The organism is Acinetobacter lwoffii, from assembly GCF_024129715.1.
Classification (GTDB): domain Bacteria; phylum Pseudomonadota; class Gammaproteobacteria; order Pseudomonadales; family Moraxellaceae; genus Acinetobacter; species Acinetobacter lwoffii_U.
Genome location: NZ_JAMXXM010000003.1, coordinates 220,920 through 240,257, shown reverse-complemented (window position 1 = coordinate 240,257; position 19,338 = coordinate 220,920). Strand labels below are relative to the sequence as shown.

The following is a 19,338-nucleotide window of genomic DNA, read 5'->3' as shown; positions in this document are numbered from 1 at the left end:
CAGTATTTTTAATAAATTTTAAAAATAAATTATAAGGATTTTATATTTTAAAGTTTTCTTGGATTGATTGTTTTTCAGGGTTTTAGATAATAAGATTTATTATTTAATCGTTATTTTTGAATGTGTATTTTGTAATTAATTTTTCAGAATATAGTATTTATTATTAATTTGTATTTTATTTTTTAAATATATGGGGAGATGTAATTTTGAGATATTTTTAAATATAATAATTTAAATAAATTTATAAATTGGGCATATATAATTAAAATTTTTAGCTTAAGTTTATGAAAGTTAATAATTTTTAAGATTGGCTAAGCTGTCTTAAAAGGAAAAAATACTAAAATTGTCTAGAGGGAAATTTCGTATTATTAAATTTTCCCGGGACTAATTGGAGAGCTATACAATTTAAACAGCCTCTTAATTTAGCATCTCAGATTATTTTTTAATTCTTATTGGTAAATTTTATCAGAGGATAAAAAATCGAAGAAAGACGAACTCCAGTTCTATGACTGAACTCTCAAAATAACTTGAATATTCTTTTTTTGAATCGAAGCGTAGGTGTTAGATGAAGTTGAGCTAAACAGAGAGAAGAGATGTAAAGGTGTCATCGCAAGGACAGAGTAGATACAAAAGACCGAAAACAGATCATTAGTGATCTTACATAGGTTACAAAACTAAATGATGTTTCAATTAAACAGAATTTTTTGCTCAAATGGATATGAGCCAATTTAAAATCAGTAAATGATGACAGAAGAGGAAAGAAATAATTTTTTGAAAAAATAATAAAAGAGCAATCAAAGTGGAGAAAAGCTAAGGGTCGTATCCTATAAGTTAAGAAACCCAACTCAGATACAACCCATCTATTTGCATAAGAGAAAAATACTCAAATTTCTCGCCACACTTCATTTTTGTCTTTTAAAGGAATGGTAAAGTTAAAGTCATCATCATTACTGACCAGAAGACTGGTTGGAGTCTGCATCACCACTTTCAAAACAGTACCTGCTTCAAAACTAATAGGGGCGCAGTTTTCTTTTTCTAGAGTCACCGGTTTAAGTAATTCAATTACCGAACTTTCCATAGTTTTTTCCAAAATAAGATTACTTTTCGATAATTAAATCATAGCATAATTTTCGAAAATTTAACCGTTTCTTCAAAAACTGAGAACTTGATCAATGACTTATTCAAATAGGAGAAGTACTCTAGTTTGATAAAAGATACTCAGGAGACGTGCAGTATGCCTGATGTTCATCCTGTTCTTGCAATGCTCGCAAGTATGAATTTCTTTTACATAAACCCGACAGATAACAGGCATAAAAAAGTCTATCAAAATAACGAAAGGTCAAAAACATGATGATTTTTCTGTTTTTTGATATCGCTCGGCTAAATGATAAAAATCGAGAATATAAGGAAAATCATAACGCAGAGCTGAATGATAAAAATAATTTTCTAGAGACTCGATATCTTTCTATCATTTTTTACACTAAATTGAAAATTAATGCTTTATAACAGTAAAAATCTAAAATAAGAATAAACTATGCGTCATTTGGATGACCAAGAGACATAAGGAGAACTGGGTCGGCATGTTTAAGTCATTTTTCCCGCAACCCGTCTGGTTTTTTAGCAGCCTGATTTTGTGGTTTATCATTAATCTTGTACTTTGGCATAGTGGCGGATCAGGATGGGGAACCTATCTGGGTTTTCCTGAAGGTTATTCTGATGAAAAGCTTACAATCGGTATCGAGCGTTTCTGGTCAGCTCAATTCATCTGGTTCTATCTCTGGTATTTCATTGCAACTACGATATTTGCGCTGTTCTGGCAATGGAAAGCCAGACACCGATGGCAGTGCTGGTCGGTCTGGGGCTCGGCATTTATTCTGTTTAATATCTGGTTCGGGGTACAGGTCAATGTCGTATTAAACGAATGGTATAGCCCGTTTTATGATCAGATTCAACAAATGCTCACTAAGGGTGGTGGGGATGTTTCATTGCTGTATCAAGGCGCATTAACCTTTATTTATATTGCGATGGTTTATGTCACTTTAGCGGTATTTAATCTGTTTTTTGTCAGCCATTATGTCTTCCGCTGGCGTACCGCGATGAATGATTATTACACTGCACATTGGGAGCAGTTACGTCATATTGAAGGTGCATCACAACGTATCCAGGAAGATACCATGCGCTTTGCCAAAACCACAGAGCAGTTGAGTGTTTCCTTGATTGAAGCGCTCATGTTACTAATGGCATTCCTGCCGATCTTATATCAGCTCTCTAGTCATGTGAAAGTTTTACCGATTGTAGGGGAAATACCGCATGCTTTAATGTGGGCCTCGATCGGCTGGGCGGTATTGGGTACGGTCATTTTAATGGTCGTGGGAATGAAATTGCCCGGACTGGAGTTCAATAACCAGAAAGTTGAGGCAGCCTATCGTAAAGAGCTGGTCTATGGCGAAGACTATGCTGATCGCGCACATCCGCTGACACTCCAAGAACTGTTTAGCCGGGTACGCTGGAATTATTTCCGGTTGTATTTTCACTATGCTTATTTCAACATGGTTCGGATCTGGTACTTGCAGTTAGACAATATTTACGGATTATTTATTCTGTTTCCAAGTATTGCAGCAGGGGCAATTACTCTTGGTTTGATGATGCAAATCCTGAATGTATTTGGCAAAGTGCGGGAATCTTTCCAGTATCTGATTCTGTCTTGGCCGACGATTATTGAACTGATGTCGATCTATAAACGCTTAAAAGCATTTGAATCACATATTGATTAATTTTTTCTCATATTATTATCCTGCTTTATCAGCCAAACAGTTTTAGGTTTGGCTTTTTTTAGGGCGAGTTAATTTACAAAATCCAATGGAAAATATCGATCTGACCGTTGGTCAGATGACTTGGGTAAATCGTGTGAGAACCTCCCAATATTGGGGTATTCAGATATTTTTTTCTTGTCTAAAATCCTAAGGGCCAGCCAAGATGGCGTTTAATTTCCGATGGTTTGACGTATAAAAATAACAAATGTACGTTGAGGAAATTATTCTTATGCTGATCTTGTTCAGGCAATGTTATAGCGGATAAAAGGTAAATTTATTACCCATTATAATAAAGGTCTGTAGCGTTCCCTGAATAAGCCGCCGGAGAAGGACTCACCGCTTTCTTCGGTTTTTTATGTGTTTTTTCTATCTTTTTCTTGAGTCCTGAATGGAATTGTTTATTATTTGAACTGATTTAAAAATGATACTTGTGTCAATTTTTATCACATGAAGCTTGGCATAATCAGCAAAGTTGAGGCTGATATGTGCCTTTTTACCATTTAAATATTATAGTTATCAATATCTTGTGTTTGTTGTTTTGTGCTATTTAAGCTATGTTATACGGGATTTTGGGGTTGAGATATTTGCTGTGAAGCTAAAAGTAATAATTCTAATAATAGGGGCAGCAGCTTTAGCTGGATGTAATAGCGTGAACCGGTTGAAATCAGAGGTGTTACATCCTTTTGCCAGTCCGGAAGAACTAATTGTCAAACGGGCTTTGAATCAACGTGATGGTAGTGCAAAAGATTATGTTTATCTTTGGGGACAAGCCCAGAAAAATAACACGACTCAGGCCATGTATCCGCGTTCGATACTGACGCAATATTGTCATGAACAGGGTGGTAAATTTTCACTGCTGTATAAAGGTAATTTTAGTGCAGTGGCAGATGTTGCCCAGCGTAAACGCCTGAGTGCCAATCGGGGTGTTGTGCAAGGTAGTGGTGCCTATCAGTGTCGTATGGATGACCTGACTGAAAGCTGGATTGTCTCGATTGAGCCAATTTCTGAACGACAAGTTGATAAAACTAGCCAGACACGTAGTGTTCGACTATTCACCCAGGTCATGAGTCTTTCTCAAGCAAAAAACTTTTATCGTCCAACTAAAGCCAGGGTTGCTGTGGAGAAAACCACACCTGCATCGATAAAAACCACGACTTCTCCTAAGACTCCTGCCGCAAAGACGACAAATGAGCTGAAGGAATCAGCACGTAAAGAATTAGAGCGAAAGGAATTAGAAAGAAAAGAGCTTGAGAAAAAAGAAGCAGAGAAAAAGCAGCTAGCAGCGGCATCAGCTCGAGCTGCGGTAGCAGAAACACCGCAACAACATCAGATGAAGATTTACGTGGCAGCGCGACGTGATATTAACAGTGGCAAGAATCTGAATAATGCCTGTAACAACGCCCAGCGTGCCTATAACTACGGCAAATTGCAGGGCACTGAGGGAACACGTGTCTATACTGAATCAGGGATGCTGGTAGCGCGCTGTTTAACCAGTGTGCCGAGTTATAGCAGCCGTTTTTCCAATGCCAAAGGTCAGGCGGTAAAAATTTTGCAAAACCTGGCCAATAATTATAATCATGCCGGAGCAAAGAATATGCTCAGGCAGGTGAAGTAGGACTATTTTTTCCTTCTTAATCCATCCTCTTTCGAGCATCCTTAAAATACATTCTGAGGATGCTTTCACTCGCCTTTTTTTTAAAGTGGCGTCTTAAAAAATGCTGAACAGAGACGGGGATTTCTAATCTCAAACTCACATTTACACTCAATACACCTAATCAGATATCGGTCTTTTGCCCGTGGCTTGTGTATTGCCATAAATTACAGAGTAATAACACGGGCAAGGTGCGAGTCTATGATACAAAGTAGCTGATTGTTAAAAAAGAGATTCGCTTATGTCACGCCAAACTGAGGTTATCCGTCGCAGATTTACAGCTAAAATTCGGTGGGGATTAATGGCAATGGCCTTGATGGCTACCACCCAAATGGCTATTGCGGGGCCAACCGTCGAGCAGCTGAGTAACTGTCTGGTGAAATCCACCACAGCAGCAGATAAAACAACGGTGCTGCAATGGACCTTTGTTGCCTTATCTGCACATCCGGAATTGAAGAAATTCAGTAATGTGAATGAAGCACAAAGAACCCAGCTGGATAAAAATTTAGCCCAAGTATTGCAGCGTATATTGGTAGAGCAATGTTCTGCACAGACCAAAGCGGTAATTGCTGCGGAAGGCGTACAAGCGGTGGGTGACAGTTTTCAGGAACTTGGACGGATTACCGGTGAGGAAATTTTAGAAAATCCTGAAGTGAAAAGTCAGCTTAAAGGTGTGCTGCGTTATGTGGATTTAAATAAACTGGTGGTCACTTTCTTGACACCGGATGTGTGGAATAAGTTGGGTGAGTTAAGAGGGAAATAACTGATTGAATGCATGCGTGCCAGGGTTCAATTATGGTATTTATTATGAATAACATAAATGAAAAGATAGGGGTTGTTATGTTCAAACGCACTGCTTTATTGGGTTTAAGTATGTTTATACTTCCTCCTGCGCTGTACGCAGGGGACAATGATTTGAGTCGGCAATACTCAAATTGTATGGATCGCTCAGGTGGCGTTACTGTAAATATGCTGGATTGTATTGCGGCCGAAACAGATCGCCAAGATACACGGTTAAATAATGCCTATAAACAGACGATGGCATCGCTGAATGCAAACCGTAAAAAACAGCTTCAAGAGGTTCAGCGTCTCTGGATTCGCTATCGTGATGCCAATTGCGATTTTTATGCCGACCCGAATGGAGGGACGATTGCAACTGTAAATAGCAATAGTTGTTACATGGAAGCGACTGCCGCACGTGCGACTGAATTAGAAAATTTAAGAGAAGAGTATTAATTTAAAAAAATCCTCTCCCTAGCCCTCATCCTTTCTTGCGCTTCATTTTAAAGCAGTGCTTTAAAACTTGCTCAGGAGAGGGAACCACGCGTATCAATTGATGACGTGGCAAGTCCTCCTTTGAAAAAGGGGGATTTGGGGGGATTAATGATTACAATAAATCAGGATAAAATTTCTCAAATTCTTTATTCACAGCTTCACCACGCAGCAAATAGCCTTTGGGTTGAATATAACTATAAATTTCGCGTGCAGGTTGTTCATGCCAGCCAATATTAAAAGCACAGAGTTTTGGGAAAAATTGCAGGTGGCTATAGTTCAGATTGTTATGAATCCAATACGCCAATTGTTGCCAGCTACTTTGGTCTTTCTCATAAAGTTCTAAAAATGATGGAATGACAATACAAGCCGTTGCCCCATAACCTTTTGCATCAGGATAGTCCCAAATATGACTGGAAAAGTTTTTCTCGTTCGTTGCGCAGTTATGTCCTTTTTCATTGCCGAGTTGGTTCACGCTTGGAGAGCGATAAGCTGAACGAATCGCAATACGTCCAAACTTGTCTTGGAGTGGCTCTAACAATTGTTGGCAAAGTTCTGTACCTGTACGGATTGCAATGTCAGGATGGTCGGGGAAGTTGGGTACACCGTACCAATTGGCGATTTCGCTATAGAGGAAGTCACGCATAAAAAAAGACTTGGAGAGTTTAATGCGTCCTAAGTCTTCAAGTTTGGCGATGGAGGATATTTTTTTAATAGTCATTATGCATTAGGCTTAGAAGATTGATCATTGTCATTTACAGTATTGAGAATTGATCTTTCGGATTTTAATAAGCTTGTTGTCATTTTTAGTACTTCAGTCGATGACTTAATTTGGTCTTGTATTAAATTCTCTGTAGTAGAGTAATGTTTTTCATCTAATGGTTGCCCAAAGTATTTTAAAGCTAATTCTTTTCTTATTTCATCTTGTACTTGGTCACTAATTGTAGATAAATATGATGGAATTGCCTGTAATTCTAAATGGCGTTGTTCAGCACTGTCAGCCAATTTTCTGTAATGAGTAGCTTGCTTTAAAAAGTACGTTATAAGAAATATCGCAATTAGTGCAAAGGGTATTTTAAAAGTGATAAGAGGGTAGAGTAAATTACTATTGCAATGATATATCCATAGACAAATGAAAGTAGAAACTAAACTTACACCCATTGTGCCATATCCTAAATTTTCGAGTTTTTTATATCTATCAAAATAGGTTTTTTTTGCATCAGCATAGACTTGTTCAGTTGCAATTCCTTGTAATTTACTTGTCACTTGATCAAATTTTAGTAGCTTTTGGTTCGCCAATTCGATTTTTTGATCAATTGCAACTTTAATAATATTATTAATATAGTGGTAGCTATGCCGAAAATTATCAATTAAGTCTAATGATGAATTTATATAATTAATTTGAGTTTGAAGGTTAAGTTGGGAGAAGTTATTTGATGTGTCAGCCTTGATTGCATCAAAAGTAATTCTTACATTTCCTATTGTATCTGATAATAATTTCTTCAGATTATCAAAGGTATCCAGTTCACCTTGATAACTTTTAATTTTATCTTGTAGGCTTCCTAGTTGATTTATTAGTTGCTGTAATTGTGATTCAAGAAGTGGATTTTTAATAATATTAGGATCTTGAAGCTTTTGATTAAAATCATTCGCATCATCTAAGCTTTGGTTGAGTGTATTAAGTATTTTATCCATATATAAAAACCCCGCATTAAGCGAGGCTTTATAACATGAAATCAATTGATTAGTGAATTAAATAAATCAACCAATCAATTTCTTCATCAACTCATTCACTTGCGCAGGGTTGGCTTTACCTTTCGCTGCTTTCATCACTTGACCAACCAGACCGTTAAAGGCTTTCTCTTTACCAGATTTATACTCTTCAACCATCTTCTCGTTCGCAGCAAGTACGTCTTTAATAATCGCCTCAATCGCGCCTGTATCAGTTTCCTGTTTCAAGCCTTTCTCAGCAATAATTTCGTCCGCAGATTTGCCTTCGTCCCACATAAAGCCGAACACTTGCTTCGCGATCTTACCGTTAATGGTATTGTCCACAATACGTGCGATCATGCCACCAAGTTTTTCCGCAGATACAGGAGAATTAGCCAAATCTAAGCCTGCTTTGTTTAAAGCACCAGAGAATTCACCCATCACCCAGTTTGCCGCAATCTTACCTTGTGCAGCACCACCAGCAGCTTTAACGACTTCCTCATAAAATTCAGACATTTCACGAGTAAGTGTAAGCACGTGCGCATCATACTCAGTCACGCCAAAGTCCGCCACGAAACGCGCACGACGTGCCGCAGGAAGTTCAGGCATGGTCGCTTTAATTGCTTCGATTTGCTCATCTGCAATTACTACAGGCAACAAGTCAGGGTCTGGGAAGTAGCGGTAATCATTCGCTTCTTCCTTAGAACGCATTGAACGGGTTTCCATCTTCACAGGGTCGAACAGACGCGTTTCCTGATCAATGGTGCCATCCCAGTCCAGAATTTCCATCTGACGTTCAATTTCAACATTGATCGCCTGTTCAATGAAACGGAATGAGTTGAGGTTTTTCAATTCACAACGCGTACCGAAGGGTTGACCCGGACGACGTAAAGATACATTACAGTCACAGCGGAACGAACCCTCCGCCATGTTACCGTCAGAAATACCTAACCAGCGCACTAAAGTGTGAATTGCCTTGATATAAGCAACCGCTTCTTCAACCGAACGCATATCCGGTTCAGAAACGATTTCAAGCAGCGGCGTACCAGCACGGTTCAAGTCGATGCCTGACATACCTTCGAACTGATCATGAATCGATTTACCCGCATCTTCTTCGAGATGCGCACGGGTTACGCCAATGCGTTTAACCGTGCCATCTTCAAGCTGGATGTCGATATGACCCAAGCCCACAATCGGGTTGTCCATCTGGCTGATCTGATAGCCTTTTGGAGAGTCCGGATAGAAGTAGTTTTTACGCGCAAATACAGACGCCTGATCGATGTAAGCATCGATGCCCAAACCAAAGCGAATCGCAAGATCAACCACTTCTTTGTTTAATACCGGTAATACGCCCGGCATAGCCAAATCAACCAGGCTGGCTTGCGTGTTTGGATCATTACCGAAAACAGTCGATGAACCTGAAAAAATTTTGGTATTGGTGGCAAGCTGAGTGTGAATCTCGATACCAATAACGACTTCCCAACCATCAATCAGGTTGGATTTTGGTTTAGCCGATTTTTGAGCTTGAGCCATTATGCGTTCTCCTCAGCAATTGCAGCGCGTTTTGTATGCCAATCGGTGGCCTGTTGATACTGGTGTACCACAGACAACAATTGAGATTCTGACCAGTAATTACCAATCAGCTGTAAGCCAACTGGCAAGTTATTTTGGTCAAAACCGACAGGCGCGTTAATCGCAGGAAGACCTGCCAGATTTACCGCAAGCGTATAAATATCGCCTAGGTACATTTCAACTGGCGTTAAATCTGCACCAATTTTATAGGCAGTCGTTGGCGCAGAAGGTGCTGCAATGACATCGACCGATTCAAATGCTTTAAGGAAATCTTGCTGGATCAGGCGACGTACTTTCTGTGCTTTTACATAGTAAGCATCGTAATAACCTGCAGACAGGGCATACGTACCAATCAGGATACGGCGTTGCACTTCTGCACCAAAACCTTCTGAACGTGAACGCTTGTACAGGTCCATCAGGTCCACAGGATTTTCTGCGCGATAGCCATAACGTACGCCATCAAAACGTGATAGGTTCGAAGAAGCTTCGGCAGGTGCGATCAGGTAATAAGTCGGAACATAGCTTTCAGTCATGTTGAGGTCGATCTCAACAAGCGTAGCGCCCATTTCTTCTAACTTTTTAAGTGATTCTTCGACACGTGCTTTAACATCTTCAGCTAGGCCGGCAACATTAAAATACTGTTTTGGAATACCAATGCGTAAACCTTTTACTGAGGTAGCGTTCAGGTTCGTGACATAGTTATCTACCACTTGATCCATTGAAGTTGAATCTTTTGCATCATGACCGGCCATGACATTCATCAGGTAAGCACAGTCTTCTGCAGAACGTGCCATTGGACCACCTTGGTCTAGTGATGATGCATAGGCAATCATACCGAAGCGCGATACACGACCGTAAGTCGGTTTAAGACCGGTCAGACCACAGAATGATGCAGGTTGACGGATTGAACCACCGGTGTCAGTACCAGTTGCAAATGGTGCTAAATCCGCTGCCACAGCTGCTGCAGAGCCACCAGAAGAGCCGCCAGGGACATGACCCAGGTTCCAAGGGTTAGCCGTTGCGCCGTAATATGAGTTCTCAGAGGTTGAACCCATCGCGAATTCGTCCATGTTCACTTTACCTAAAGTGACCAGGCCCGCAGCTTTGCCTTTCGCTACTACGGTTGCATCGTAAGGAGAGATAAAATTGTCCAGCATTTTTGAACCGGCAGTGGTCTTGATGCCTTGGGTACAGAAAATGTCTTTGTGAGCAACTGGCACACCAGTCAGGGCAGAGGCATTGCCAGCTTTGATTGCAGCATCGGCAGCATCAGCTTCAGCTAATGCCTGTTCAGCAGTTACCGTCACATAAGACTTTACTTGAGCATCAATTTTTGCGATGCGCTTTAAGTAGTGTTCAGTCAATTCGCGAGATGAAAACTGGGCATTTGCCAGACCTTCACTAAGTTCACGAATGGATAAGCGATGTAAATCTGTCATGAGAAATAATTCTTTACGTTTAATTTAATAAAAAGAATGAACTGGGTAGTAATTACTCAATCACGCGCGGTACGAGGTACAAGCCATCCTGAACAGCTGGTGCAACTGCTTGGTATTGCTCACGATGATTGGTTTCGGTAACCACATCATCACGTAGCGGCTGAGGGTGGTCGAAAGGGCTTTTCAGGGGTTCAACACCGTCGGTATTGATGCCTTTCAGGGTTTCCATCATGCCTAAAATTTTATTTAAACTTTGAGCATATTCAGCAGATTGCGTATCATTGAGAGATAACCTTGCAAGGTTGGCAATGGCTGAAACTGTTTCTGCACTTAAATCTGCAGAATGCTGTGCATCCGATGTAGACATAATATTACCTAATCAGTATTAAAAAAATTCAAATTATCATGCGTTATGATAAGCGATTGACTTGTCCAAATCATCACATTTAGTTAAAGTGGCCACCTTGCGTCCATATAAAGTTTAACTGAGAACGTCCCCGTGATTCTAAAACGACTAATAGGCTTGTTTTCGCCCGATCTTGCCATTGATTTAGGTACAGCAAATACACTTATTTATGCGCCAGGACGAGGCATTATATTAAATGAACCGACGGTTGTAGCCATCCGTCATAGTGGTTCACATAAAATTGTTGCGGCAGTCGGTCTTGAAGCGAAGCAAATGCTAGGTCGTACCCCAGCCAATATCTCAGCGATCCGTCCTATGAAAGACGGTGTGATTGCGGATTTTGAAGTCACTGAGACCATGCTGAATCAGTTTATTCGCAAAGTACATGAAAACCGTTTATTTACTCCGGCACCGCGTGTCGTTGTCTGTGTACCATGTAAATCAACCCTGGTTGAGCGCCGTGCCATTCGTGAAGCCGTGTTTAATGCGGGCGCACGTGATGTACGTTTAATCGAAGAGCCGATGGCAGCAGCGATTGGTGCAGGTATGCCAGTTGAGCAAGCCTGTGGTTCGATGGTGGTTGATGTGGGCGGTGGTACCACTGAAATTGCGATTATCTCGTTGCAGGGTTGTGTTTATGCAGATTCGTTACGTATCGGCGGTGATGTATTTGATGAGCAGATCATTAACTATGTGCGTAAAGCGCATGGCTGTGTGATCGGCGAAACCACGGCTGAAGTGATCAAAAAAGAAGTGGGTATGGCGTTGCCAGATGAAGGTGCTAAACCGCTTGAAATTGAAGTTCGTGGCCGTAACCTCGCAGAAGGTGTGCCTCGTGCGATTGTGGTCAATTCAGACGAAGTGACCCAAGCAATTTCTGATCCATTGCAAAACATCGTGTCTGCGGTGAAATCTGCTTTAGAACATACACCTCCTGAGCTTTCTTCGGACATCGCTGAACGCGGTATCGTGTTAACCGGTGGTGGTGCATTGCTACGTAACCTGGACAAGCTACTTGCCAAAGAAACTGGCCTGCCAGTGGTAGTGGCAGAAGATCCACTATCATGTGTGACTCGTGGTGGCGGCAAGGTACTCGAATTTTTCGACAACCCAAATCATGACATGTTATTCGTAGGCTAAGAAAAGGATCCGGCGGGTGCAAGCACATCTGTTTTCTCGACAACCGCCATCTTTTCGCTCTTTTATCATTGCATTGGTAACATGCCTGGTGGTGCTTTTCTTTGATTGGCGCATGCCGCATGTTGTTCAACCTGCAAGGGATGTCCTGTACGCTGCTTATAATCCTATTTATGCGGTGGCCAGCTATCCGGTATTGTCGCGAGAGTGGTTGAATCAACAAACCAAGTCTGAAGCTCAATTGCGTCGGGAAAATACCGCGATGCAAGCCGAGCTGTTACAGGCACAGGTTCGCTTACAAAAAATCTCTGAACTTTCTGCTGAAAATACCCGTTTGCGTGGCCTATTGGACACGCCGCTGATCATTGATGGACGTATTGAAATTGCCGAAGTGATTGGTACCGATGCCGATCCATTACGACATATTATTGTGATCAACCGGGGTTCGAATAACGAGCTGAAAGTCGGGCAAACGGTACTGGATGACAAGGGTATCATGGGGCAGATTATCAATGTCTATCCGCATAGTAGCCGGGTCATGCTGTTGTCTGATAAGGAACATTCACTGTCAGTGCGCCTGGAACATACTGGGATGCGTGCCATTGTCTCGGGTACGGGTGATCTGGGGCGTTTAAAAATGGAATATGTACCGACCAGTGCTAACATCAAGGTTGGTGAAAAAGTCTATAGTTCGGGCTTGGGACAACATTTCCCGGCAGGTTATCTGGTAGGGCAGGTGTCTAAAGTACAACGGCATAATTCCGGTGAATTTGCCCAGATTGATGTGACGCCTGCGGCTCAACTCGCCGGTGGACATCATGTGGTGGTGTTATTTTCTGATTCATTAGCGATGGAGCAACCGCATGTCAATCGCTAAAATGAAATCCAGAAAGCATCGTGATCCTTTAATGGCTATCGTCATTTCGGTGATTGTGGCTTCTATTTTAATGGTCTATCCACTTTCCTATAATCTCTCGGGCTGGCGTCCGCTGTTTATGCTGATGATCATGCTCTTCTGGGTGTTATGTCAGCCAACCTGGTGCGGGATCTGGTTTGCCTTTGGTACGGGTATTTTTATTGATCTGCTGCTGGATGCACCTTTGGGTCTGAATGCGCTGAGCTTTATCATTATTGCCTTTTTAGCTCGCTTTCTGACCCGTGAACGCCGTATCCTGACCTTTAATAATCTCTGGGTGATTATGGGGCTGGCGATTGTCGCATATCTGCTGATGATCTTTTTTACCCAGATTATGGCTGGCGTGCAATTTTCTTATGCAAGGCACTGGATTCCGATGCTGACCAGTATTCTGGTTTGGCCTGCTATTTATTATGTGCTCAAAAAATGGCGCGTATAATTCTTGCTTCGAGCTCACCCCGGCGCCGCGAGTTGTTACAGCAACTCGGGCTGAGCTTCGATATTTACAGCCCAGAAATTGACGAATCGGTACAAGCAGGCGAGTCGGTCGCAGCCTATGTTGAACGTCTGGCACGAGCCAAAGCAGATGCCGTGGCTGAGTATTATCCAGATGCCATCATCATTGCTGCGGATACCAGTCTGGGGGTGGATCAGGAGATTCTGGGTAAGCCTGAATCCAAACAACATGCGATTGAAATGTGGACAAAAATCTCCGGTCGATGGCATGATGTCTATAGCGGTGTCTGTGTTCGTACAAAGCATGAAAAATACAGTATAGTGGTACGCACACAGGTCGAATTTCAAATCCTGAGCGCCGTAGATATGGAAAGTTACTGGGCGACAGGTGAGCCACTGGGTAAAGCCGGGGCTTATGCGATTCAAGGAATTGCAGCACGTTATATTCCAAAAATACAGGGCAGTTATTCCAATGTGGTCGGCTTGCCTTTATATGAGACAGTACAGTTATTACAGACGGTTAAGGCACTAAATTAACTGCTGAAAAGAATTCTTATAATGTTTTGAGTGTAGTTATGTCTGACGAGTTGTTGATTAATGTCACGCCGATGGAATGTCGGGTCGCGTTAATTGAAAACGGCACGGTCAATGAACTGTTTGTCGAGCGTACGGCTAAGCGTGGCCTGGTAGGGAATGTCTATAAAGGAAAAGTGGTGCGGGTCTTACCCGGCATGCAGGCTGCTTTCGTGGATATCGGACTTTCTCGTACTGCGTTTTTACATATCAATGATATGGTCTGGCCCCGCAATCAACCGACGCCGAATGTCTTTGAGTTACTTCAACCGGGACAAGTCCTCACGGTTCAGGTGATGAAAGATATGCTCGGTACCAAAGGCGCACGCCTGTCTACCGATCTGTCGATTCCTTCGCGTTATTTGGTGCTGATGCCATATGGCAATCATATAGGTGTATCACAACGGATTGAATCTGAGGAAGAGCGCAATCGCTTGCGTTCCATCATTGAGCGGATTCAGGCAGAACATAAGCTGCCGGGTTCAGTGATTGTGCGTACTGCGGCAGAAGGGATTGAAGAAGAAGCCATCGCACAGGATATGGCTTATCTGGCCAAGCTTTGGGAATATATCCAGCGCAAGCAGAAGATTATTGCAGTACCGTCTTTGATCTTTGAAGAATTGCCTTTGCCGCAACGGGTGATTCGTGATCTGGCCAATGAAGAAACTGCTAAAATTTACGTGGATTCACGTGAAATTCATGCCAAATTGCAGGAATTTGTCGAAGAATTTGTCCCGAACATGAAAGACCGTTTGCTGCATTATCCGGGCGAGCGGCCAATTTTCGACTTGTATAATGTCGAAGAAGATCTGCAAAAGGCATTGCAAACTCGTGTCGCATTGAAGTCTGGCGGTTATCTGATGATTGACCAGACTGAAGCCATGGCCACAATTGATGTCAATACCGGTTCTTATGTTGGTGGCCGTTCGTTGGAAGATACGGTTTTTAAAACCAATATGGAAGCGACGGATGTTATCGCGCGTCAGTTACGTCTGCGTAATCTCGGCGGCATTATTATCATCGACTTCATCGATATGCAGGAAGCGCAGCATCGTGAAGAAGTGATGAAACAGTTTGAGCGCATGCTGGAACGTGACCATGCCAAGACCAAGATTACTCAGGTATCAGAACTGGGCTTGGTGGAAATGACCCGGAAACGCACCCGTGAGTCGCTGGAACATCTGCTGTGCGAGTCTTGTCCGACCTGTCAAGGACGCGGTTATGTCAAAACAGCCGAGTCAGTATGTTACGAAATATTCAGGGAGATTCTGCGTTATGCTCGTGCTTATGAGTCACAGAGTGGCTTTACTGTTGTCGCGCATCCGGCTGTCATTGATCGATTATTGACGGCAGAAGCGCCTGCAGTCGCTGATCTAGAACATTTCATTAATCGCGTGATTAAGTTTCAGGTGGAAAATCTATATACGCAAGAGCAATACGATATCATTCTCAGCTGAAATTGTAACAGAATATCGTTAAACACTTGTTACATCTGAAATTTTACAACCGGGCCTTTATTTACAATACTAGATGCATGAATTAGCCAAAGCCGTTTCTCCCAGTTTCAGGCTTAGCAAAAGGGGTGTGTGATGAGTATGAGTAAAGCAGTAATCCATAAAGGTCTAAAACACGTATTAGAACCAAAGACTGTACATGCGGGATATATCGTTGATGAGCGCGGTAATGAAGTTCAGATTACCGCGAGCATGATCCGTAACGTCTGCCATCAATTATTACAACAGTGCCGTACTATTAAAAGCTGATTATATTTGTGCATTGTTTTTAACTTGTCAAAAAATGATTTGGATAGACGTTTAAATAGAGAAGTCATCCAAAATTTCTAAAATAATTTAAAAAGATTCCAAAAAATAAACAAAAGGGACCAGATCGGTCCCTTTATTCTGTGCTCAAAGACTGGCAAAAATGATCAACACCTTTGACAATCCATCTATTTTATTTATTCATCCGCGGCTAGCTTACCGCCCGTAACTTTGGGACAGGTTCGCCATCTACAATAAGTTCAAAACGTTGAATTTCTTCTTCCAGATGTGTCAGCAAGTTCTGCATTTTCGGCAGGGCATTACGACATGCGGTCAAGCCGACTTCCAGTTTGTCTAAATAGCTGGTCATGGTGATATTCAAGGCCTGACCATCCAGTACGATAGAAGCCGGATAAAGTGCTTCAAGACGGGCACCATTCCAGTAAAGGGGCTCTTGTGGTCCAGGTACATTGGAAATAATCACGTTAAACGCCTGACGTGTCGGCATTAAACCGGAGGCAATATTCAGACCTGCTGCACCATAGACAAAGGCACTATAGTTCAAAATCTGGTTGGCATTCATGCGTTTGAAGCGCTCTTTGGCACTCAGCACACTGCGGCGTACGATCTTGAGACGTTCTAGCGGATCTTCTTTATGCGTGCCCAGATTGGCCAGAATCATGGTAATACGGTTGGATATATCTGAATCGTCACTGCGAACAGAAGCTGGAACCATAGCAATTAACGGTTTTTTCGGTAAGGCATTTTGCGATAATAAATATTCACGTAATGCACCTGAACAAATGGCCAGGACGATATCATTAATGGTCACGCCCAATGCCTTAGAAATATGACGTAAACGTGAAAATTCGAAAGACTGGGCTGCAAAGCGACGTGAAGCACTGACGCGTTGATTCAGAATACTGCTTGGCGCCTGAAAGCTGGATACATAATCCGGATTGCGTCCCATATCTTTCATGACGGTTTGCGACAGTTCATAAGCAACTCGTGGCGCACATTCCAGTTGCCCCTTAATGGTCTGCAGGACATTTTTAAACCTGTTCACTTTAGGTGCTTTAAGGCGTTTGGCACGTGGGCCTTCCACACACCATGGCGGTACAATACTCTTGGCATTTGGATCATGTGAAAGCGACTTTTCTACCAGACGCATGCCAGCGATTCCATCCACCATAGCATGGTGAATTTTGAAATACATGGCAAAACGGTTTCCTTCAATGCCTTCAATAATATGACAGGTCCATAAAGGTTTGGCACGATCAATCAGGGCACTATGTTCTTGAGAAATATAGGTTAGCAATTCACGGATACGGCCCGGTTTTGGCAGGGCAATATGACGAAAATGATGATCTAAATCAAATTCTTGGTCTTCATCCCAAAACAGGCCGTTTAAATAATTGTTAAAAGGTGGAATTGGAGAGCATTTTGAATTTTGGATATCCGTGACTAGATCCTGAATAAAGGAAGCTGGCGCATTGTCGGGAATTTGGAATAAAAATAGTCCACCTACATGCATAGGCTGCTGCCGTTTCTCTAAGGTTAAGAAAATAAAATCAATTGGATGTAATGGACGCATAGCGTGGATTGCCTCACTGCACTCTCTATGGCTTTTTTGCTAAAAAGCCTTGTTAGAATTATTACTTTAGTTTTTAAAGTATATCTTTTTTAGCATATAAATGAACTGCTTTATCTTGCCTCAACTGTGAAAAAGTGGCTATTGACAAGAACAAAATATCTTCCTAAGTTTATGAAATGTGAAAATTTTAGTTTTAAAATAGTTTTCTAAAAATAGTATTTACTAGGCGAAGTGGAGTGTAACTTAATAATTATGTGTTATTAGAAGAATAGCATTGTGTTCCATTTCACATTTTATGCAAATAAATCAATGAGCTAAAATTTTATCAATTCTTTAATTAAAATAATATTATCCCGATAAAAGGTAATTTCTATCTTGTCACTAAATGTAAAATTATCAATTAAAAAAGACTATCTTTATTAAAAAATAGTCTTTCAATCAATAGGAACGATAAAACTTAACTTTATTTTTTTAGATTGCCAGCATGTAAGCCACATTCTTTATGGGTGGCTTCTTCCCACCACCAGCGGCCTTCGCGTTCATGCTGATTTGGCAGCACAGGGCGGGTGCAAGGCTCACAGCCGATAGAAACAAAACCTTTCTCATGCAGGGCATTATAAGGGACTTCCATCATACGGATATAACTCCAGACATCTGCACTGGACCAGTTGGCTAGAGGATTGTACTTGATCAACTGTTTTCCCGGACCGGAAAAACCTGAATCTGCCTGAACCACAGGAATTTCATTGCGTGTACCCGGACTTTGGTCTTTGCGCTGACCAGTAATCCAGCCATCCAGCGTCGCCAGTTTTTTACGTAGCGGTTGAACCTTGCGTATACCGCAACATTCCTGATGACCATCTTCAAAGAAACTGAATAAACCTTTGGTGGTCACTAAATTCTGTACTGCATCCGTTTCAGGGAAGCAGATTTCAATCTCGATGTTGTAATGCTTACGCACCCGTTCAATAAACTGATAGGTTTCTGCATGTAGACGGCCAGTATCCAGACTGAATACCCGGAACGGTTTACCGAGATGCGATGCCATATCAATCAATACAACATCTTCAGCACCAGAAAATGAAATCGCAATTTCACCTTGCTGGCTCAGTGCAAGTGCCAAAATTTCATTGGGCGATTTATCTGCATATTCAGATGCAAGCGCATCGATACGATCAATAGTAGGAATGATGGTCATGAGAGTCCTGGCGATATAGGCTTAGAAAGGACATGGCCTATATAAATTAATTTCACATCTATTTTAATAGAATTGATTTAATTGACTTATCACTAAAAAATAAATACTTATGAAAAAAATAGATTTAAAAAAGTACAGTACAAAATCTGTTGCTTCAGCTATGATAGTGCAAAATTTTTTCAATACAACTTAGAGGGAATGTTCATGGAAGTCGTATGTCTAGATTTAGAAGGTGTGTTGGTTCCAGAAATCTGGATTAACTTTGCCAAAAAAACCGGTATTAAAGAGCTTGAAGCGACGACTCGTGACATTCCTGACTATGATGTACTGATGACCCAACGTCTGAATATTTTAAAACAGCACGGTTTAGGCTTGAACGATATTCAGGAAGTGATTGCAGAAATGGGGCCGTTCCCAGGAGCAAAAGAATTTGTGAAATGGGTGAGTACGCATTTTCAATTAATTATTCTTTCAGATACTTTCTATGAATTTGCACATCCATTGATGAAGCAACTGGATTGGCCGACGATTTTCTGTCATAAACTGGAAACAGATGAAGCAGGCATGATCTCGGCTTATAAACTCCGTCAGCCAGATCAAAAACGTCAAGCTGTTAAAGCACTGCATGGTTTGAATTTTCGTGTGATTGCGGCAGGGGATTCTTATAACGATACTACGATGCTAGGTGAAGCAGATCATGGTTTCCTGTTTGATGCCCCTGAGAACGTGATTGCTGAATTCCCACAATTCCCGCCAATTCGTGGTTATGATGCGTTAAAAGAAGCGATTCGTAATGCTTCAGTACGTGATATTCCAGCTTAAGTATTAAAATTTAAGCAAT

19 protein-coding genes are annotated in these 19,338 nt (G+C 41.6%); 11 read left to right on the top strand and 8 right to left on the bottom strand.

Annotated features, from left to right (window positions below; all coding sequences use genetic code 11):
* Positions 1–883: 883 nt before the first annotated feature.
* The gene (locus tag NI462_RS04360) at positions 884–1,078 is read right to left on the bottom strand and encodes a hypothetical protein (protein WP_044111243.1); all 195 of its coding nucleotides are present in this window, start codon (positions 1,076–1,078) and stop codon (positions 884–886) included.
* 502 nt (positions 1,079–1,580) lie between these two features.
* Here NI462_RS04360 and sbmA point away from each other — a divergent pair.
* The 4 genes from sbmA to NI462_RS04340 all read left to right on the top strand — a co-directional run bounded on the left by sbmA (position 1,581) and on the right by NI462_RS04340 (position 5,700).
* Complete coding sequence (sbmA, locus tag NI462_RS04355) at positions 1,581–2,774, top strand: peptide antibiotic transporter SbmA (RefSeq protein WP_253159277.1); 1,194 nt, start codon at positions 1,581–1,583, stop codon at positions 2,772–2,774.
* 688 nt (positions 2,775–3,462) lie between these two features.
* Complete coding sequence (locus tag NI462_RS04350) at positions 3,463–4,428, top strand: hypothetical protein (RefSeq protein ID WP_253159275.1); 966 nt, start codon at positions 3,463–3,465, stop codon at positions 4,426–4,428.
* Between the two features lie 277 nt (positions 4,429–4,705).
* On the top strand, positions 4,706–5,227 hold the full coding sequence (locus tag NI462_RS04345) for a hypothetical protein (RefSeq protein ID WP_005251208.1): 522 nt from the start codon (positions 4,706–4,708) through the stop codon (positions 5,225–5,227).
* A gap of 77 nt (positions 5,228–5,304) precedes the next feature.
* Complete coding sequence (locus NI462_RS04340) at positions 5,305–5,700, top strand: lysozyme inhibitor LprI family protein (protein ID WP_004279354.1); 396 nt, start codon at positions 5,305–5,307, stop codon at positions 5,698–5,700.
* A 151-nt stretch (positions 5,701–5,851) separates the two neighbouring features.
* Here the strand turns inward: NI462_RS04340 and NI462_RS04335 are convergent, their stop codons facing one another.
* The 5 genes from NI462_RS04335 to gatC all read right to left on the bottom strand — a co-directional run bounded on the left by NI462_RS04335 (position 5,852) and on the right by gatC (position 10,824).
* Positions 5,852–6,457 (bottom strand): hypothetical protein, encoded by a 606-nt coding sequence (locus NI462_RS04335; RefSeq protein ID WP_121980344.1) that lies wholly within the window; start codon positions 6,455–6,457, stop codon positions 5,852–5,854.
* A complete protein-coding gene (locus tag NI462_RS04330) occupies positions 6,457–7,431 on the bottom strand; it encodes a hypothetical protein (RefSeq protein WP_253159273.1) in 975 nt (324 codons plus the stop codon). Before NI462_RS04330 ends, NI462_RS04335 begins: the two co-directional genes overlap by 1 nt.
* Positions 7,432–7,497: 66 nt before the next feature.
* The gene (gene gatB / locus NI462_RS04325) at positions 7,498–8,979 is read right to left on the bottom strand and encodes an Asp-tRNA(Asn)/Glu-tRNA(Gln) amidotransferase subunit GatB (protein ID WP_253159271.1); all 1,482 of its coding nucleotides are present in this window, start codon (positions 8,977–8,979) and stop codon (positions 7,498–7,500) included.
* The gene (gatA, locus tag NI462_RS04320) at positions 8,979–10,457 is read right to left on the bottom strand and encodes an Asp-tRNA(Asn)/Glu-tRNA(Gln) amidotransferase subunit GatA (protein WP_253159269.1); all 1,479 of its coding nucleotides are present in this window, start codon (positions 10,455–10,457) and stop codon (positions 8,979–8,981) included. Before gatA ends, gatB begins: the two co-directional genes overlap by 1 nt.
* 52 nt (positions 10,458–10,509) lie before the next feature.
* On the bottom strand, positions 10,510–10,824 hold the full coding sequence (gene gatC, locus NI462_RS04315; protein ID WP_064095715.1) for an Asp-tRNA(Asn)/Glu-tRNA(Gln) amidotransferase subunit GatC: 315 nt from the start codon (positions 10,822–10,824) through the stop codon (positions 10,510–10,512).
* Between the two features lie 132 nt (positions 10,825–10,956).
* Between gatC and NI462_RS04310 the strand changes: the two genes are divergently transcribed.
* From NI462_RS04310 to NI462_RS04285, 6 genes are all read left to right on the top strand, one after another.
* The gene (locus NI462_RS04310) at positions 10,957–12,003 is read left to right on the top strand and encodes a rod shape-determining protein (protein ID WP_004279360.1); all 1,047 of its coding nucleotides are present in this window, start codon (positions 10,957–10,959) and stop codon (positions 12,001–12,003) included.
* 16 nt (positions 12,004–12,019) lie between these two features.
* Positions 12,020–12,877 (top strand): rod shape-determining protein MreC, encoded by an 858-nt coding sequence (mreC, locus tag NI462_RS04305; protein ID WP_004279362.1) that lies wholly within the window; start codon positions 12,020–12,022, stop codon positions 12,875–12,877.
* Positions 12,864–13,355, top strand: coding sequence for a rod shape-determining protein MreD (mreD, locus tag NI462_RS04300; protein WP_253159266.1), 492 nt, complete (start codon positions 12,864–12,866; stop codon positions 13,353–13,355). The genes mreC and mreD overlap by 14 nt, the downstream gene beginning before the upstream one ends.
* Positions 13,343–13,909: a Maf-like protein gene (locus NI462_RS04295; RefSeq protein WP_213686979.1), complete on the top strand. Its 567-nt coding sequence runs from the start codon at positions 13,343–13,345 to the stop codon at positions 13,907–13,909. Before mreD ends, NI462_RS04295 begins: the two co-directional genes overlap by 13 nt.
* A gap of 38 nt (positions 13,910–13,947) precedes the next feature.
* On the top strand, positions 13,948–15,402 hold the full coding sequence (gene rng, locus NI462_RS04290) for a ribonuclease G (RefSeq protein WP_004646221.1): 1,455 nt from the start codon (positions 13,948–13,950) through the stop codon (positions 15,400–15,402).
* 132 nt (positions 15,403–15,534) lie between these two features.
* The gene (locus tag NI462_RS04285; protein WP_004646222.1) at positions 15,535–15,708 is read left to right on the top strand and encodes a PA1571 family protein; all 174 of its coding nucleotides are present in this window, start codon (positions 15,535–15,537) and stop codon (positions 15,706–15,708) included.
* Between the two features lie 208 nt (positions 15,709–15,916).
* On the opposite strand, the gene NI462_RS04280 is transcribed toward NI462_RS04285, so the two are convergent.
* Positions 15,917–17,299 (bottom strand): WS/DGAT/MGAT family O-acyltransferase, encoded by a 1,383-nt coding sequence (locus NI462_RS04280; RefSeq protein ID WP_005251228.1) that lies wholly within the window; start codon positions 17,297–17,299, stop codon positions 15,917–15,919.
* A 463-nt stretch (positions 17,300–17,762) separates the two neighbouring features.
* Positions 17,763–18,497, bottom strand: a complete 735-nt coding sequence (locus tag NI462_RS04275) for a phosphoadenylyl-sulfate reductase (RefSeq protein WP_222110450.1) — start codon at positions 18,495–18,497, stop codon at positions 17,763–17,765.
* Between the two features lie 204 nt (positions 18,498–18,701).
* On the opposite strand from NI462_RS04275, the gene thrH reads away from it, so the two are divergent.
* Entirely contained in the window at positions 18,702–19,319 is a 618-nt protein-coding gene (gene thrH / locus NI462_RS04270; protein WP_004646225.1) for a bifunctional phosphoserine phosphatase/homoserine phosphotransferase ThrH, read from the top strand.
* The last annotated feature ends 19 nt before the right edge of the window (positions 19,320–19,338 follow it).

What these genes read in the sequence shown, in the direction of transcription:
- NI462_RS04360 (WP_044111243.1), bottom strand. Translation starts at nt 1,078, where the DNA reads ATGGAAAGTTCGGTAATTGAATTACTTAAACCGGTGACTCTAGAAAAA.
- sbmA (WP_253159277.1), top strand. Translation starts at nt 1,581, where the DNA reads ATGTTTAAGTCATTTTTCCCGCAACCCGTCTGGTTTTTTAGCAGCCTG.
- NI462_RS04345 (WP_005251208.1), top strand. Translation starts at nt 4,706, where the DNA reads ATGTCACGCCAAACTGAGGTTATCCGTCGCAGATTTACAGCTAAAATT.
- NI462_RS04340 (WP_004279354.1), top strand. Translation starts at nt 5,305, where the DNA reads ATGTTCAAACGCACTGCTTTATTGGGTTTAAGTATGTTTATACTTCCT.
- NI462_RS04335 (WP_121980344.1), bottom strand. Translation starts at nt 6,457, where the DNA reads ATGACTATTAAAAAAATATCCTCCATCGCCAAACTTGAAGACTTAGGA.
- NI462_RS04330 (WP_253159273.1), bottom strand. Translation starts at nt 7,431, where the DNA reads ATGGATAAAATACTTAATACACTCAACCAAAGCTTAGATGATGCGAAT.
- gatB (WP_253159271.1), bottom strand. Translation starts at nt 8,979, where the DNA reads ATGGCTCAAGCTCAAAAATCGGCTAAACCAAAATCCAACCTGATTGAT.
- gatA (WP_253159269.1), bottom strand. Translation starts at nt 10,457, where the DNA reads ATGACAGATTTACATCGCTTATCCATTCGTGAACTTAGTGAAGGTCTG.
- gatC (WP_064095715.1), bottom strand. Translation starts at nt 10,824, where the DNA reads ATGTCTACATCGGATGCACAGCATTCTGCAGATTTAAGTGCAGAAACA.
- mreD (WP_253159266.1), top strand. Translation starts at nt 12,864, where the DNA reads ATGTCAATCGCTAAAATGAAATCCAGAAAGCATCGTGATCCTTTAATG.
- NI462_RS04295 (WP_213686979.1), top strand. Translation starts at nt 13,343, where the DNA reads ATGGCGCGTATAATTCTTGCTTCGAGCTCACCCCGGCGCCGCGAGTTG.
- rng (WP_004646221.1), top strand. Translation starts at nt 13,948, where the DNA reads ATGTCTGACGAGTTGTTGATTAATGTCACGCCGATGGAATGTCGGGTC.
- NI462_RS04285 (WP_004646222.1), top strand. Translation starts at nt 15,535, where the DNA reads ATGAGTATGAGTAAAGCAGTAATCCATAAAGGTCTAAAACACGTATTA.
- NI462_RS04280 (WP_005251228.1), bottom strand. Translation starts at nt 17,299, where the DNA reads ATGCGTCCATTACATCCAATTGATTTTATTTTCTTAACCTTAGAGAAA.
- NI462_RS04275 (WP_222110450.1), bottom strand. Translation starts at nt 18,497, where the DNA reads ATGACCATCATTCCTACTATTGATCGTATCGATGCGCTTGCATCTGAA.
- thrH (WP_004646225.1), top strand. Translation starts at nt 18,702, where the DNA reads ATGGAAGTCGTATGTCTAGATTTAGAAGGTGTGTTGGTTCCAGAAATC.